9 protein-coding genes are annotated in these 14,503 nt (G+C 70.8%); 1 reads left to right on the forward strand and 8 read right to left on the reverse strand.

Annotation, left to right across the window (positions count from 1 at the left end):
• Positions 1-50: 50 nt before the first annotated feature.
• From fxsT to OG898_RS23005, 7 genes are all read right to left on the reverse strand, one after another.
• Positions 51-3,953 (reverse strand): FxSxx-COOH system tetratricopeptide repeat protein, encoded by a 3,903-nt coding sequence (gene fxsT / locus OG898_RS22975; protein ID WP_250740398.1) that lies wholly within the window; start codon positions 3,951-3,953, stop codon positions 51-53.
• A gap of 97 nt (positions 3,954-4,050) precedes the next feature.
• Complete coding sequence (locus tag OG898_RS22980) at positions 4,051-5,499, reverse strand: TIR-like protein FxsC (protein ID WP_266960396.1); 1,449 nt, start codon at positions 5,497-5,499, stop codon at positions 4,051-4,053.
• A gap of 43 nt (positions 5,500-5,542) precedes the next feature.
• The gene (locus OG898_RS22985; protein WP_266958972.1) at positions 5,543-6,289 is read right to left on the reverse strand and encodes an aminoglycoside N(3)-acetyltransferase; all 747 of its coding nucleotides are present in this window, start codon (positions 6,287-6,289) and stop codon (positions 5,543-5,545) included.
• A 158-nt stretch (positions 6,290-6,447) separates the two neighbouring features.
• On the reverse strand, positions 6,448-8,730 hold the full coding sequence (gene fxsB / locus OG898_RS22990; RefSeq protein ID WP_266958973.1) for a radical SAM/SPASM protein FxsB, inactivated metallohydrolase extension form: 2,283 nt from the start codon (positions 8,728-8,730) through the stop codon (positions 6,448-6,450).
• A 29-nt stretch (positions 8,731-8,759) separates the two neighbouring features.
• Entirely contained in the window at positions 8,760-8,924 is a 165-nt protein-coding gene (fxsA, locus tag OG898_RS22995; RefSeq protein WP_250740270.1) for an FxSxx-COOH cyclophane-containing RiPP peptide, read from the reverse strand.
• A gap of 328 nt (positions 8,925-9,252) precedes the next feature.
• A complete protein-coding gene (locus tag OG898_RS23000) occupies positions 9,253-9,501 on the reverse strand; it encodes a hypothetical protein (RefSeq protein WP_250740271.1) in 249 nt (82 codons plus the stop codon).
• Positions 9,502-9,925: 424 nt separating this feature from the next.
• Complete coding sequence (locus tag OG898_RS23005) at positions 9,926-10,828, reverse strand: alpha/beta fold hydrolase (protein ID WP_250740272.1); 903 nt, start codon at positions 10,826-10,828, stop codon at positions 9,926-9,928.
• Between the two features lie 300 nt (positions 10,829-11,128).
• Between OG898_RS23005 and adhE the strand changes: the two genes are divergently transcribed.
• Positions 11,129-13,765, forward strand: a complete 2,637-nt coding sequence (adhE, locus tag OG898_RS23010; RefSeq protein WP_250740273.1) for a bifunctional acetaldehyde-CoA/alcohol dehydrogenase — start codon at positions 11,129-11,131, stop codon at positions 13,763-13,765.
• Between the two features lie 135 nt (positions 13,766-13,900).
• Here the strand turns inward: adhE and OG898_RS23015 are convergent, their stop codons facing one another.
• Complete coding sequence (locus OG898_RS23015) at positions 13,901-14,458, reverse strand: TetR/AcrR family transcriptional regulator (protein WP_250740400.1); 558 nt, start codon at positions 14,456-14,458, stop codon at positions 13,901-13,903.
• Positions 14,459-14,503 lie beyond the last annotated feature (45 nt).

The following is a 14,503-nucleotide window of genomic DNA, read 5'->3' on the forward strand; positions in this document are numbered from 1 at the left end:
TCTATAGGGGAGGTGCGGGGGCGGCGCCCGGCGGGAGCCGCCCCCGCGGATCACACCGCCAGGGGCTCCAGGTCCCGGTGGACCCGGCGCTCGTCGCGCGCGTACCGGGTCAGCCCGTGGTCCTCGCCGAGCAGCCGGGTCAGCTCGGCCACCGCCTCGGCCCGTACCCGGTTCGCCTCCTCCTTGCGGCCCATCATGTCCAGGCTGACCGCCATGTTGGAGGAGCTCGCCAGGGTCTCCGGATGGTGCACGCCCAGCGCCTCGCGCAGCCGCATCACCGATATCCGCTCCAGCTCCAGGGCGCCCTCCGGATCACCCAGGTCGGCCCGGGCGTTGGCCAGGTTGAGGTTGGCGAAGATGGTGTGCGGGTGGTTGTCGCCCAGCACCTCGCGCATGTGCCGGATGGTCTGGCGCAGCATCGTCTCGGCGGTGTCCGCCGCCCCCGTGCCCCAGTGGAACACCGCGAGGTTGTTGACGGCGGCCAGGGTGTACGGGTGCCGCTCGCCCGGCACCTTGACGTACTCGTCCACCACCTCCTGGGCCAGGTCCCGAGCCCCGCCCGGGTCCCCGGTCGCGAACAGGTCCGCGGCCAGGTTCAGTTCGCAGGCCAGGAGGTCCGGGTTGACCGAGGTGTACTTGGCCCGGTACCGGTTGCGGGTCGCCGTGGTCAGCCGCAGCGCGTCCTCCACGTCGCCCGCCCTGCGCAGCGAGACCGCGAGGTTCTTGGCCGCCGACAGGGTGCCGGGGAAGGCCCGGCCCAGGGTCCGCTTGTAGATCTCGTACGTCCGGCTCAGCAGCTGCACCGAGTCGTCGTACCGGCCCACCTCGCGCAGGTCGCGCGCCAGGTTCTGCGCCGAGGACAGGGTGTACGGGTGGTCCGTGCCCAGCACCTCCGTGCGCCGGTCGAAGACCTCCTGGTCGATCTCCCTGGCCCGCGCGTACTGCCCGATCATGCGCAGGTTCAGCGCCAGGTTGTTCGCCGCGGCCAGGGTCCGAGGGTGGGCCTCGTGGAAGATCTGCCCGAAGCCCTCGTGCGCGGCGTTGGCCAGCTCCATCGCCTCGCCGTAGCGGCCCAGCGCCCCCAGGTCCATCGCGAGACCGCTGGTGGTCATGTACGTGTGCGGGTGCGAGACGCCCAGCGCCGCCTGCTGGCGCTCCAGCGTGCCCTCGTCCAGCTCCATCGCCTCCACGAACCGGCCCTGCGAGCGCAGGATGTTGGAGAGGTGGAAGCGCAGGTAGAGGTACTGGAGGTCGTCGCCGCCCAGGGTCTCGCGCCAGGTCTCGCGCAGTTCCTCGCCCAGTGCGTACGCGGCCTTGAAGTCGCCGCGCTTCCAGAGGTAGCGGACGCGGTCGATCAGCAGCCGGCGGGTCTCCGGCTCCTTGCAGAACCGGGCCTCGGAGGGGGTCAGGTGCGGCCAGATGGTGTTGAACCGCGGCCAGGTCTCCGGGTTGTCTATCGGCTCGTCGTCGTCCGGCCGGGCACCCGCCAGGATCCGGTGCACCGCGTGCCGGGCCTCGCGCTGCTCCTCCTCGGAGAGCTGCGCCCGGATCACGGCCTGGACCAGGCGGTGGACCTGGATGCTGTTGCTGACCTGGTCGACCTTGGCGAGCGCGAACCGGCCGATCTCCCGGATGACCCGGCCCAGGACGAGCTTCTCCTGGAGGGAGGAGTCGTACGGCTTGAGGGCGTCGATCATCTCCTTGCTGTAGAGCAGGTTCGCCGAGATCGGCTCGGGCGCGAAGAAGGCGCACAGCTGGAGCAGCCGCACGGCCGCGGGGGAGCGGGACTGGAGCCGTTCTATGGAGACGTTCCAGGTGGCGGCCACCGGCTCCGGGTAGCCGGGCGGCTGGTTCAGCGCCAGCACGCGGGCGGCCTGCTGGGCCAGTTGCTCGATGTACGCGGACACCGGGGTCGCGGTCTCCGCGATCCAGGCGCCCGCCTGCTCGACGGCCAGCGGCAGGTCGCCGACGGCGACGGCCACCTGCTCGGCGTCCTCCTTGCTGAGGCCGGGGGCCCGGCGCTGGAGGTGCTCGATGGACTCCTCGCGCAGGAACACGTCCACCGGGAGGGCGTCACCGTACTGGGACCAGGACTGGTTGCGGGAGGTGACCAGTACGTGCCCCGGGCCGCCCGGCGGGAAGTACCGCTTGAGCGTCTCGGGATCGTCGGCGTTGTCGAAGACCAGCAGCCAGCGCGAGGAGGGAACCCCGCGCCGCAGCAGGTCGATCGCCTCCTGGGAGGCGGCCGACATGTCCTCGCCGGTCTGCGCGCCGAGGCGTACGGCCAGTTCCGCGAGGGCGGCGACCACGTCGTCGGTCTGCTCGGCGGAGATCCACCAGACCAGGTCGTAGTCGGCCATGAACCGGTGCACGTACTCCAGCGCCACCTGGGTCTTGCCCACGCCGCCGAGCCCGAACAGGGTCTGCGGCTGCGGCAGCACCACGGATATGCCGCCGCCGAGCTGGTCGCGCATCCGCTCCAGGACGATGGAGCGGCCGGTGAAACCGGGGTTGCGGGGCGGCGCGTTCCAGATCTTCGGGACCGTCCCCGGGAAGCGGGGGCCGGGCGCGGAGGCGCTGGCGACGGTGTCGGGCAGCGCCATCGGCCGTTCCACCGCGCGCAGCAGCGCGGTCGTGGCGTGCACCTCGTCGAGGCGGAACAGGTCCACCGGATTGCGGTCGATGTACGGGGTGGACAGGCGTACGTCGCCCACCCGCAGCGGCACCAGCTGGCGCCGGCCCCCGGTCGGGTCCTCGGCCGCGGCCCGCTCCCACACGTCCACCGCGCGGGCCGACTTGAGGTAGGCGCTGGAGAGCAGCACCACGGTCCGTGCGGCGGTGTCGACGCTGATCCCGGTTCCGCCCAGGGTGTCCCCGCCGGCGGTGGCCGGGGTCCGTTCGGCGGAGACGTCCCGGGGGACGACCCGGAAGCCGGCCCGGGTGAGCACCGATTCGATCCAGTCGGCCCACATGCGGTTCTCGGCGACGTAGGAGAGGAAGAGGTCCGCGGGCAGGGCGGGGCGGCGCCGGGTGAAGGCGTCCCGGATGCGCAGGCGCACCTCCTCGCCGATGGCGGGCATCGAGGTGACGTCGCCCTCGGTGACGACGGTGGTGAGCCGTTCGAAGGCGGAGAGCAGGGAGTTGGTGAGCCCGGCCTCGTCCCCGAAGGTGGCCAGGGTCTCCTCGTAGGCGTAGTAGGGGCGGTACGGGATCTCCACCGCGCCCCAGTAGGAGGTGAGGTCGTCCCCGATCAGGCCGTTGGGGAAGCGGTCGAACTTGATCCGGGCCAGGGCGCGGCCGGCGTCGGCCTTCTCCTTCTCGCCCTCGTCGATGCGCATCGGGACCGGGTAGATCTTGATGCCGCGGTCGTTGAACCGCTCGTCGATCTGCCGGGCCACGGAGGCCGCGCCGTCGATGGACTGGTCGGACAGGGTGAAGCAGTCGACCAGGACGTCGGGCAGGTGGACCGTGCAGATGTCGGCTATGTCGGAGAGGCCGGTGCGGCTGTCGATCAGGACGTAGTCGTAGTTCCGCTTCATGTCCGCCCGTAAGGCGTCGAAGAAGAGCCCGCCGCCGAGCCGGTCGTAGAAGTTGTCCCAGTCGAAGGTGGAGACGGTCGCGGAGTACTCGCGGTTCTGCCGGCCCGCCGAGACGAAGTCGAGGGTCCCGCCGTCGGGGAACTCCCAGCCGAGGGTCTCGGGGGTGAGCGAGACGGCGTGCGGCTGGATCCGCGCGTAGTCCTTGTGCCAGTCGTCGGCGCGCTGCACCGGGCTGGTGGCCGCCCACGCGTACTCGCTGATCAGGTCGATGACACCGGTGGTGGCGCCGAGGGTGGAGGGGTCCAGGAAGGGGTGGAAGAAGCGGTGCAGGCCGGGAGCCTCCAGGTCCCAGTCCACGGCGAGGACCCGCTTGCCGTTGGCGGCGAGGATCCAGGCGGTGTTGGCGAGCGCCATCGTGCGGCCGGTGCCGCCCTTGTAGGAGTAGAAGGTGACGATGCGCCCCTCGCGGTGCTCGTCACGGCTGCTGTGCTGGCCGTCACGACTCTGGCTGTCACGACTCGCTGTCATCCGCGTCCCCCCGGTCGTTGTCGTTGATTTCGGTGGGCCCGGTGAGCCCGATGGACCCGCCGGACCCGATGGGCCGGCCGTACCCGTTGCCCGTGTCGCCCGCGGTGGGCGGGAAGGGGGCGGGCGGTGGGGCCGGAGGCCCGTTCATCCCCATGGGACCGAGCAGCCGGGGCCGTTCGGTGCCGGCCGCGGGGCTGCCTGCCGGCGGATAGACCTGGGCGTGTCTGAGGAACTGCTGGGCGGCGGCCTCCACCACCTGCGGCAGGATCTGCCCGAGGGTCTCCATGTTGGCCACGCCGTTGGCGGCGGCCCGGCAGGCGGCCCGGCCCTGGCTCATCTTGACGGGCATGGTGTCCTCGAGCCGGTGGGCCAGCTGGCTCTCCTTGGCGCGGCTCTGGTGGTCGTACCGGTTCCACGGCACGACCACGTTGATCCACGGCCGGGACTCCTGGTCGAAGGCGGCGAGGCGCTGGCGGCGCTGTTCGTCCTCCACCGCCCACCGGTCCACGATGAGGATCTCGGGCCGGGTCGGCGGCTGTTTGGAGTCGAAGTGCCCGGCTTCGTCGTCGAACGACCCCACCGACGTCTGGTAGTTGAGGTTGCGGACCAGGTCCTCGGCGACGTAGGCGATGGGCCGCTGCGAGACCGGGTGGTACGGGTTCCAGTCCAGCGCGCTGTCCCCGTAGTACTCCGGGCTGCGGCCCTCGGGCAGATCGTGCCGGGAGGCGGCGGCCACGGTGACGTGCAGGGTGCGCGCGGTGCTGCTGGGGGTGCCGTTCGGAGAGCCGAAGGCGCTGGGCACGAGGCGGTAGTCGAGCGGCCGGATCGGATCGAGCCGGACGGTCTCGGCAACCCGGACGATCCGCTTGGCGAGTTCGTACACGGCGCTCTCGTACTGCTCGGCGTAGCCCCGCAGTTTGATCAGTCCGTAGAGCCCGTCGGTGACGTACCGCTCGCCGAAGGTGTTGTGGTTGAACTGCAACCGCTCTGCGGGGAGCGGTAGTTGGGAGGGCGGTACCGGCACCCATAACGCGGGCACGATGGCCTCGGCCGGCTGATTGCTGAGCGCCACGTGGTGGATGGTGCGCTGCGCGAAGGCGAACCACTCCTTCCCGCACATTTCGCTGGCGAAGTAGCGCGGCGAGAACAGGGGGACGAAGACCCGGCAGGTGGCGAGCGCCGCCCCGAGCCGTTCCGACCAGCCCTCACCGCTGCGTATCTCCCGGTCCATGAAGCCGGCCTCGGCTCCCGCGGGCAGATTCGTCAATGCCATGACATGACTGCAGAGATCGCGGAAAAGCCGCTCCACCCACATGTCCGGGTCCGGTCCTCCCGCCCCGAACCTCGGTGTATGCGCATAACTGAGAAAAAAGTACGGCTGCACTGATGCGGGCACACGACCCCCGTCCCGAAGATGCGAGCGAAGAAACATCATTCCGGAGCTGCTCCGCCACATCCCCTCATCGTTCAGTCAATCAGCGTCTGTTTTCGGTCATCCATTCAAGCGCGTGATCGACGGCATGCGGAAGGGCGAAGAGCATGGTCGATGCCCCGCCGATCCGCCCCCGGCGTATCCCCTCTTCCGGGAACGCCCTGCCGATCTCGGCGAAATCGCTGTCATCCAGCGCGATGTCCTCGTACGCGGTCCACCCTTCCCGCTTCGGCCCTTCAGGCTGCCCCCCTGAAGACCCCGGATGGTTCACCTTCACCACACACTCGTACATGCGCAAGGGGGGCTTCGGAATTCGATACTCCGCGAGATGGAAAGCGGTGCAGACGGAAAATCCCACATTGATCATGAGTACCTTCCATCCCTCCCCGCACATCTTTCCCAGGGGTGAATCCTCGCCCAAATGGCTGGTCAGCGGATGTCCCGCACACAGCTCCCGGGCGCCTGCGCCGACCGCGGAGAAAGAGGTCTGCGGATGCCCGCTGCGCGCCGCTCCCGGGGCGGTGCGCACGGCTTCGGCGAGGACCCCCATGCCGTGGCTCGGGGTGCGCGCCGGGTCGAAGGCGGGCATGCGTGCGCGGAAGGCCCGTACGCCCTCCTCGGTGAGGCCGGCGATCCGTGCCAGGTGCGCGGTGGAGGTCTTGGAGTTCTGCGGGGTGAAGGCCGGCGCCGCGAGGGTGCCGCCCGGACCGACGGCGGCCAGGAGGGCGTCGCGCAGCTCCTCGGCACGCAGACCGGTGCCGCCGAGCGAGGCGTGCACCAGCAGGCGCATGCCGGGGCGGACACCGAGCGCGCGGAGGGGGCGGGCGAGGGCGCCGGGGCCTTCGGGGCCGGGGCCTTCAGCGGCGGGGTCTTCTGAGGCGGGGCCTTCCGTGCCGGGGCTTTCGGGGCCGGGCCGCGGGGGGCGGTCCCCGGGGCCCGTCGGGCCCGTCACGCGTCGACCGCCTTCAGTTCCCAGCGGAGCTGTTCCACGAGGCGCTTGCCGGTGCTCGTCAGCTCCGCCGCCTCCGACAGCCGGTCCAGCGCCCGGTTGATCCGGTCCAGCCCGCCCGGCTCGGCGGTGGCGGTCGCCCGCCGGTAGGCCTCCACGGCCACCCGCTCGTGGACGTCGGCCAGCAGCCGGGACACCGGGACCGGGCGCTCACGCCACGGCGAGGGGTGCTGCCATTCCCCGTCCAGCGCGTACAGGTCGGCCACCTCGGTCAGCGCCTGGAGGCCCGCCCGCCGCCGCCCGGTGAGCAGTGCGAGCGCGGTCTCCGCCACCCCCGCCGCGTACGGCACTCCGAGCGCGCCCGGACCGTGCCGCCCGGCCTCGCCCCAGCCGCGGGCCCGGGGGCCGCCCGCGAGGGGCGTCAGGGTGGTCAGCCCGGTGGCGGCCGCCCGCGCGAACTCGGGCACCGAGGCGTGCAGCAGGGCCCACGCCGCGTCGAGGCGCTCGCGCCACTCCTCGGCCTCCCCGGCGCCGAGCCGCAGCCTGGGCGGGCGGGCGAAGCAGTTGCGGTGCGGGTCCAGGTCCTCCAGCGCCACCGGGGCCGCGTCCGGCCCCGGCGACCAGGTGCGTACGGGCTGCCAGCGCGCGTCGCCCGCGGCGGGCCCGAAGCGGTGCTCGGGGCGGCCCTCCTCGCGGACGGCGTACCCGCCGTCGGCGGCGTGCAGGGTGGCGCGGCCCTCGGTGCCGGGCTCGCCCAGGCGCAGCAGGCCGAGCGTCGGCAGGTACACCTCGCCGTCCCGGTAGACGACCTCGGCGGGCAGGTCGAGCCCGCCGCGCAGCACGGCGGCGGCGGCCAGTGCGGTCAGCCGGCGGGCCGCCCGCGCGGCGTCGGGGCCCTCCTGCCCGGGGTCGAGGCAGGCCATGACCCAGGTCCGGGTGAAGGGGTGGGCCAGTACGGCGTCCAGCGCGTCCGCGCCCGCCTGCCCGGCCCGCTCCACGGCGCCCAGCACCCGCCAGGCCCGCTCCCAGTCGGAATCACCCGTGCGGCGGTCGTTCAAGAGGGCGAGCAGGTCCCGGGTCAGCTGCTCCTGGGAGCCGGCCAGCTCGGCCGGGTCGGACAGTTCCGGCGCGCTCGCGCTGGCGCTCGTACGCCCCTCCACGCCGTCGACGAGCTCGCGCAGGTCGGTGCAGTAGACGGAGGGGTTGTCGAAGTTCCCGGGGGCTTCCGAGCCGGACGGCTCGTCGGAACCGGCCTTGTAGCGGTGCGTGTAGAGCCCGCCTCCGCACGAACGTACGACGGGGCACCGGCGGCACGCGTCGCTGACGCCGGCCAGCCCCAACTGGCGCGCGCGGACCCCGGGATGGGCCGCGACCAGGTCGAAGGCGTGGTCGAAGACGTTGAACCCGGTGGCGGCGGCGCCCTCGAAGGCGCTCTTGAGGGAGTCGACCTGCTCCAGGTTCCCGTCGGTTTCCACCACGACGAGATCGGTGGGCGCGAGGCCGAGGGACTCGGTGAGGCTGGGGCCGCCGGCCAGGGTGGAGAACAGCGAGTCGAAGAGGCGTACGGGGACCGGGCGGCCGCGGCGGTCCCAGTGGTCGAAGACCCGCAGCAGCCAGCGCGCGTAGGTGTCGGGGGCCTCGTCGGGGCGGACCGGCGGCGTCTGCCAGGTGGCGTGCGGGAGGAGGAAGTCCACGCGCGGCGGGGCCAGTTCGACGAGGGCGTCGAGGACGGCCACCGGATCGTTGGCGACGTCGATGGTGCAGAGCAGGCCCTGGTAGAGGTGGCGGTAGGGCTCGGTGCGCAGGAGGTCCACGGCGGCCAGGACCAGGGGGTGGCTGGTGCGCCCGTCGGCGAAGCGCCGGTGGCGGTCGTTGGCGGCGCGGTCCCCGTCGAGGGAGACGCTCACGCTGACGCCGAACTCCGCGAAGAGGTCCAGGTAACGGCGGCTGAGCTGCAGGCCGTTGGTGTGCATGCGCAGGTCGAGGGCGGCGATGCCGTCGAGGGCGCGGGTGAATTCCTCGCACACGAGCCGGAGCCGGGCGGTGCCCGCGAGAAGCGGTTCCCCTCCGTGAAGGATGACCGTGACGGAGGGGAGTGCGTGTGTCCTTGCGTGTTCGGCGAGACGCGACGCGGTCTGGGCGATCACCTCGGGGGAGATCACTTTCGGCCGGGAGCGCCAGCTCTGATCTGCGTGTTCGTAGACATAGCAATGATCACAAGCAAGATCGCATCTGCTGTGAACTTTCAGGACGATCTCGCGAAAAGCGATCAGGCCGGTCATTCCACCAGTCTAGAGCGCCGACTTCTCCGTCAGAGTGCAGAGTTGAAGATGGGCGTCTGAACCTTTCGACCGGATTCCGTCGGGAGGACGCGACCCAGGCTCGCGGCCGCGCGCGCACCGCGGACATCGATCCGGTCGAGCGGGACGCGGGTGGCCGTGACGGTGCTGGCCGGGTGGGTTGCGGAGGTGTTCATGACGCCGTCCTCGGGGAGGTCATGGGGAATGGGAGGGGGACAATGGCGAAGAGAGCCACTGCCTGGCGCGGACTTTACCTGCCCGATCGGTGATCGGCTTGCCGAACTGCGCAGGTCGTTGTTACAGGATGATGTCCTGGTCAGGGCCGATCGGGGGGCAGTGGCAAACGCGATCGAATTCGCTCGGGCCCGGCATTCGCCCGTTTGCCTGATGGCAAGATCCTTTCCATTTGCGGGCCTGCCGTACCGTCGGCCGTCACCCCGTGTCGGCGGCGACGGCGTATCGGTGCTGCGGCAGGTTCCAGGCTTCTGACCTCGCTACACGTCTCTATATCCCTTCGATCCACCGGCGGATCAGACCGCCGAGCGCTTGGAGCGTCAGCCAGCCCAAGGCGTGGGAGGCGATCTTCCGCTTCCTCTTCTTCTTCCCGGCCTCGGGCTTCTGGGACGGGCCGTGATCCTTCTCGGGATCCGCCGTCGGGTGGAGGCCCTTCTCGGGATCTGTTGTGGGGTGGGGATCCTTCGCGGGATCCGTTGTCGGGCGGGGATCCTTCTCGGGATCCGTTGTGGTGTTCACTTTCACCGCTCCTCACCGGGGGCAGTCGACCCCGATCGGGAGAGACGACTGTTCTTCGGTCGTGCCGGAGCAGGTTGGTGTGGAGGTGAGGCGGGGTACGGGGCAGGCCGGCCCCGGTTGCCCGTTCACGGACCGAGCGGTGATGGCGAACGAGATCGCATCTGCCGCGGACGTTCAGGACGATCTGGCGAAAGGCGGCCGGGCCGCCCTTCCGTCAGTCTAGAGCGCGTACTTCTGTGTCAGAGCGTGGAGTTGAAGGTCGGGGACCGCATCGGTGATGCGGTCGCGGCGCCGGTGCACGGCCGGACTTTACCCCCGGGGGGGCCCTTCGGCGTGCCGAACAGGACGCGGATTTTCACCGCGCGACCTCTCGGTCGGAGGCTGTCCCGATCCGGGGCCTCCGCCCCACCGCGCCCGGACCCTCCTACGCAGGCTGCTGCTCGTTGACGGGAGGTGCGGGTACCTCCCTGAGCAGCCACGTCAGTACGTCGGGCAGGGCGCGCAGCGCCGCGAAGTGCGCGGCGGCCGGGTCGATGTTCGTGGTGGCGCCCGGGATGCGGCCCGCCAGCCAGCGGGAGTGGCCCACGGGGGAGAACACGTCGAGCTCCCCGTGCCAGATCAGCACCGGGCAGCGGATGTCCGCCGGGTCGAAGCCCCAGGGGCTGCTGAAGGAGATGGCGTCGTCGATCCAGCCGTAGGCGGAGGTGCGGACCCCCTCACGGTAGTTGCGCAGGAGCATGGCCCGCAGCCCCGCGTCCGCGACGATCATGCGGTCGCTGTCGGTGAGCTCGCGGCGCAGCTCGTCCAGGAGCCGGCCGGGGTCCTCGGCGATCCCGGCGGCGCGCGGGATCAGCCGGGCGGCGAGCTCCTCGGGGTCCCGGCCGGCGGTGGAGTGCTCCCGGATGTTCGAGGGGGACATGCCCTCGAACCAGTCCAGGTCCTCCGCGTCCCGGGGGGCCAGGGAGACCAGCGCGGCGGTCCGGGTGACCCGGTGGGGGAGCAGGGCGGCGCAGGCCAGCGCGCCGGGGGCGCCGCCGGAGCGGCCGGCCACGGCGAAGGTGTCCAGGCCCAGGGAGTCGGCGATCGCGGCCACCTCCGTGGCCACGTCGGCGACGGTGCGGCCCGGATGGCGGTCGGAGCCCCCGTAGCCGGGCCGGTCGTAGGCGATGAGCTGCATCCGGCGCTGGTAGAGGACCATGCCCCGGGGGGCGGGGCCCAGACGGCTGCCGGGCATGCCGTGGAGCAGGAAAACGGGTTTTCCGTGCGGGTCGCCCCAGCGCTCCACCGTCAGATTCCGTCCGTCCGCGACGCGCACCTGACTGCGCACGCGCTCCCTCCCTCACGGTCGACGCGACTCGTCACGGTGATTGTGCTCGCTGGGGGAGGAGCGCGGTAGGGCGCACTTCGCCGGAAATTCTTGTGAAAGTTTTCACAAGCGCACAGGGGTCTTAGGTCCCGAGGTGTTTATGCAGGTCAGATGGGGTATCGAAGGGAGGTGAACGGGTGTGAACGGCCCTTCGGCCCGGTGGATAAGGGCTTTTTCGGCGGCGCGGCTTCCGCTTTTGGGTGTCGAATTGAGTCATCAGGAAAGCGGTTCAGGTTGAGTCGAAATGAAGGAGTTCCTGCCATGCAGGCGAACGAGATGGTGGATGGACTGGTCCAGGGGGCGCTCAAGGCGCTCGACCAGTTCTCGTCGTTCAACCAGGAGCAGGTCGACCACATCGTCAAGAAGGCCTCGCTGGCCGCGCTGAGCCAGCACGGCGAGCTCGCCCAGCTGGCGGTCGAGGAGACCGGTCGCGGCCTCTTCGAGGACAAGGCCGTCAAGAACCTCTTCGCCTGCGAGCACGTCGTGAACTCGATGCGCGGGCTCAAGACCGCCGGCGTCATCCGCCGCGACGAGCTGAACGGCATCACGGAGATCGCCGAGCCCGTCGGCGTCGTCTGCGCGATGACCCCGGTCACCAACCCGACCTCGACCACGATCTTCAAGGCCCTGATCGCCCTGAAGACCCGCAACCCGATCATCTTCGCCTTCCACCCCTCCGCGCAGAACTGCTCCGCCGAGGCCGCCCGCATCGTCCGCGACGCCGCCGTCGCCGCCGGCGCCCCCGCCGACTGCGTCCAGTGGGTCACCGCCCCCTCCATGGAGGCCACCGGCGCCCTCATGAACCACCCGGGCGTCTCCACCATCCTCGCGACCGGCGGAAACGCCATGGTCAAGGCCGCGTACTCGTGCGGCAAGCCGGCCCTGGGCGTCGGCGCGGGCAACGTCCCGGCGTACGTCCACAAGAGCGCCAAGCTCGGACGCGCGATCCACGACATCGTGCTCTCCAAGGCCTTCGACAACGGCATGATCTGCGCCTCCGAGCAGGCGGTCATCCTCGACGCCGAGATCTACGAAGCGGGCCTCGCCGAGTTCAAGCGGCTCGGCGCCCACGTGGTCTCCGCCGCCGAGAAGACCAAGCTGGAGCAGTTCGTCTTCGGCACCACCGCCTACGCGGCCGACACCAACGGCGCCAAGCTGAACCCGGCGGTCGTCGGCAAGTCCCCGCAGTGGATCGCCGAGCAGGCCGGCTTCACCGTCCCCGCCGACGCCTCGATCCTCCTCGCGGAGTGCAACGAGGTCGGCGAGAACGAGCCGCTGACCCGCGAGAAGCTGTCCCCGATCCTGGCCGCCCTGAAGGCCTCGGACACCGATCACGGCCTCGAACTGGCCGCCGCGATGGTCGAGTTCCACGGGCTGGGCCACAGCGCCGCCATCCACGCCGAGGACGAGGAGCTCGTCGAGGAGTTCGGCAAGAAGGTCAAGGCGATCCGCGTCATCGCCAACTCGCCCTCCACCTTCGGCGGCATCGGCGACGTCTACAACGCCTTCCTCCCCTCGCTCACCCTGGGCTGCGGCTCGTACGGACACAACTCGGTGTCGAACAACGTCACCGCGGTCAACCTGATCAACGTCAAGCGGATCGGACGGCGCAACACCAACATGCAGTGGTTCAAGGTCCCGCCGAAGATCTACTTCGAGCGCAACTCCATCCGCTACCTCGGCGAGATGGACGGCATCAGCCGCGTCTCGATCGTCACCGACAAGACGATGGTCTCCATCGGCTTCGTGCAGAAGGTCGTCGACATCCTGCAGGCCCGCGAGGGTGCCGTGTCGATCCAGATCATCGACAACGTCGAGCCCAACCCGGAGCTCTCCACCGTCCAGGCCGGAGCCGCGATGATGCGCGACTTCAAGCCCGACACGATCATCGGCCTCGGCGGCGGCTCGCCGATGGACGCCGCGAAGATCATGTGGCTGATGTACGAGCGCCCGGAGGTCGAGTTCGCCGACACGAAGGAGAAGTTCTTCGACGTCCGCAAGCGCGCCTACAAGTTCCCCTCGCTGGGCGAGAAGGCCAAGATGGTCGCCATCCCGACCACCTCGGGCACCGGCTCCGAGGTCACCCCGTTCGCCGTCATCTCCGACCCGGCCGCGGCCCAGAAGTACCCGCTCGCCGACTACGCGCTGACCCCGAACGTCGCCATCGTCGACCCGATGCTGCCGATGGGCCTCCCGCCCAAGGTGACCGCCGACTCCGGCTTCGACGCCCTGACGCACGCCACCGAGGCCTACGTCTCCGCGTACTCGAACGACTACACCGACGGTCTGTGCCTCCAGGCCATCAAGCTCATCTTCGAAAACCTGCAGCGCTGCGTGGTCGACGGTCCGAACGACCCCGAGGCCCGCGAGAAGATGCACAACGCCTCCACGGTGGCGGGCATGGCCTTCGCCAACGCCTTCCTGGGCATGGTCCACGCCATGGCGCACACCCTGGGCAACACCTTCCACGTCGCCCACGGCCGCACCAACGCGCTGCTCCTGCCGCACGTGATCCGCCACAACGGCACGGTCACCCACAAGGCCACCCCGTGGCCCAAGGCCGAGGTCTACCGGGCGCCGGAGCGCTTCCAGGAGATCGCGAAGATGCTGGGCCTGCCGGCCGCCACGGCCGCCGAGGGCGTCGAGTCCTACGCCAAGGCCGTCGAGGAGCTCCGCAGCAAGTGCGGGATCACCTCCTCCTTCGCCGAGGAGGGCGTGGACGAGCAGGCCTTCATCGAGGCCCTGCCGACCCAGGCGATGAACGCCTACGCCGACCAGTGCGCTCCCGCCAACCCGCGGATGCCGATGATCGACGACCTGAAGCAGCTGATGCGCCAGGCGTACTACGGCAACGCCGAGGGTGCCCCGGCCAAGAAGGCCGCCGCCAAGAAGAAGTAACCCTTCTTCCCACCGAGAACCTCCGCTAAGGAGCGGAAAAGCCCGCCCGGGACGCTAAGGCCCGGGCGGGCTTTCCACATGTCCGGACGCGGGGCCGGGCTACGGGTGCGGGACCGGCCGCAGGCGGGTGACCGGCTACAGGTGGGGGATCAGCAGGGCCGCGGCCGAGCGGGCGCGCTCCAGGGAGGTGGCCCGGTCGGCGCCGCGCTCGCCCAGCACCACCCGGGTGCTCAGCCCGTCCAGCAGTGCCAGCAGCTCCGAGGCCCGGGCGGGGACGTCCAGGCCGGCGGCGAAGCGGCCCTGCTCCACCCCCTTGGCGAGGAGCGCCTCCAGGTCCCGCTGCCAGCCGTCGTCGATCTCCTGCTGGGCGGCGCGCAGCGGCTCGTTCGAGGGGATGCGGGCCCACAGCTCGATCCAGAGCGTCCAGCGCGGATCGCGGGGGCCGCGGGGCAGGTAGAGCTCCAGGAAGAGCGCGAGCTTGCGGTGGGCGGTGATTCGGCGGGACAGCAATTCGGTGCGCTCTTCGGTCAGTTGGCGCTCGCTCCAGTGCAGGGCGGCCAGCAGCAGCCGGTCCTTGCTGCCGAAGTAGTACAGGATGTGGCCGCCGCTGGTGCCGAGCCGTTCGGCGAGCGCGGACATGGTGAGCGTCGCCAGCCCGTCCTCGGCGATCGCCGCCATGGCCTCTTCCAGCATCCGCTCCTGGGCGATCCGCCCGTCGCGCCGCCGTGCCGCTCCCGC

The organism is Streptomyces sp. NBC_00193 (genome assembly GCF_026342735.1).
Taxonomy (GTDB): Bacteria; Actinomycetota; Actinomycetes; order Streptomycetales; family Streptomycetaceae; genus Streptomyces; species Streptomyces stoeckheimensis.

Coding starts and splice junctions, on each gene's coding strand:
- OG898_RS22980 (WP_266960396.1), bottom strand. CDS start 5,499: ATGTTTCTTCGCTCGCATCTTCGGGACGGGGGTCGTGTGCCCGCATCA.
- fxsT (WP_250740398.1), bottom strand. CDS start 3,953: ATGGCGCTCGCCAACACCGCCTGGATCCTCGCCGCCAACGGCAAGCGG.
- fxsA (WP_250740270.1), bottom strand. CDS start 8,924: ATGAACACCTCCGCAACCCACCCGGCCAGCACCGTCACGGCCACCCGC.
- OG898_RS22985 (WP_266958972.1), bottom strand. CDS start 6,289: ATGCGCCTGCTGGTGCACGCCTCGCTCGGCGGCACCGGTCTGCGTGCC.
- adhE (WP_250740273.1), top strand. CDS start 11,129: ATGCAGGCGAACGAGATGGTGGATGGACTGGTCCAGGGGGCGCTCAAG.
- fxsB (WP_266958973.1), bottom strand. CDS start 8,730: ATGACCGGCCTGATCGCTTTTCGCGAGATCGTCCTGAAAGTTCACAGC.
- OG898_RS23015 (WP_250740400.1), bottom strand. CDS start 14,458: ATGCTGGAAGAGGCCATGGCGGCGATCGCCGAGGACGGGCTGGCGACG.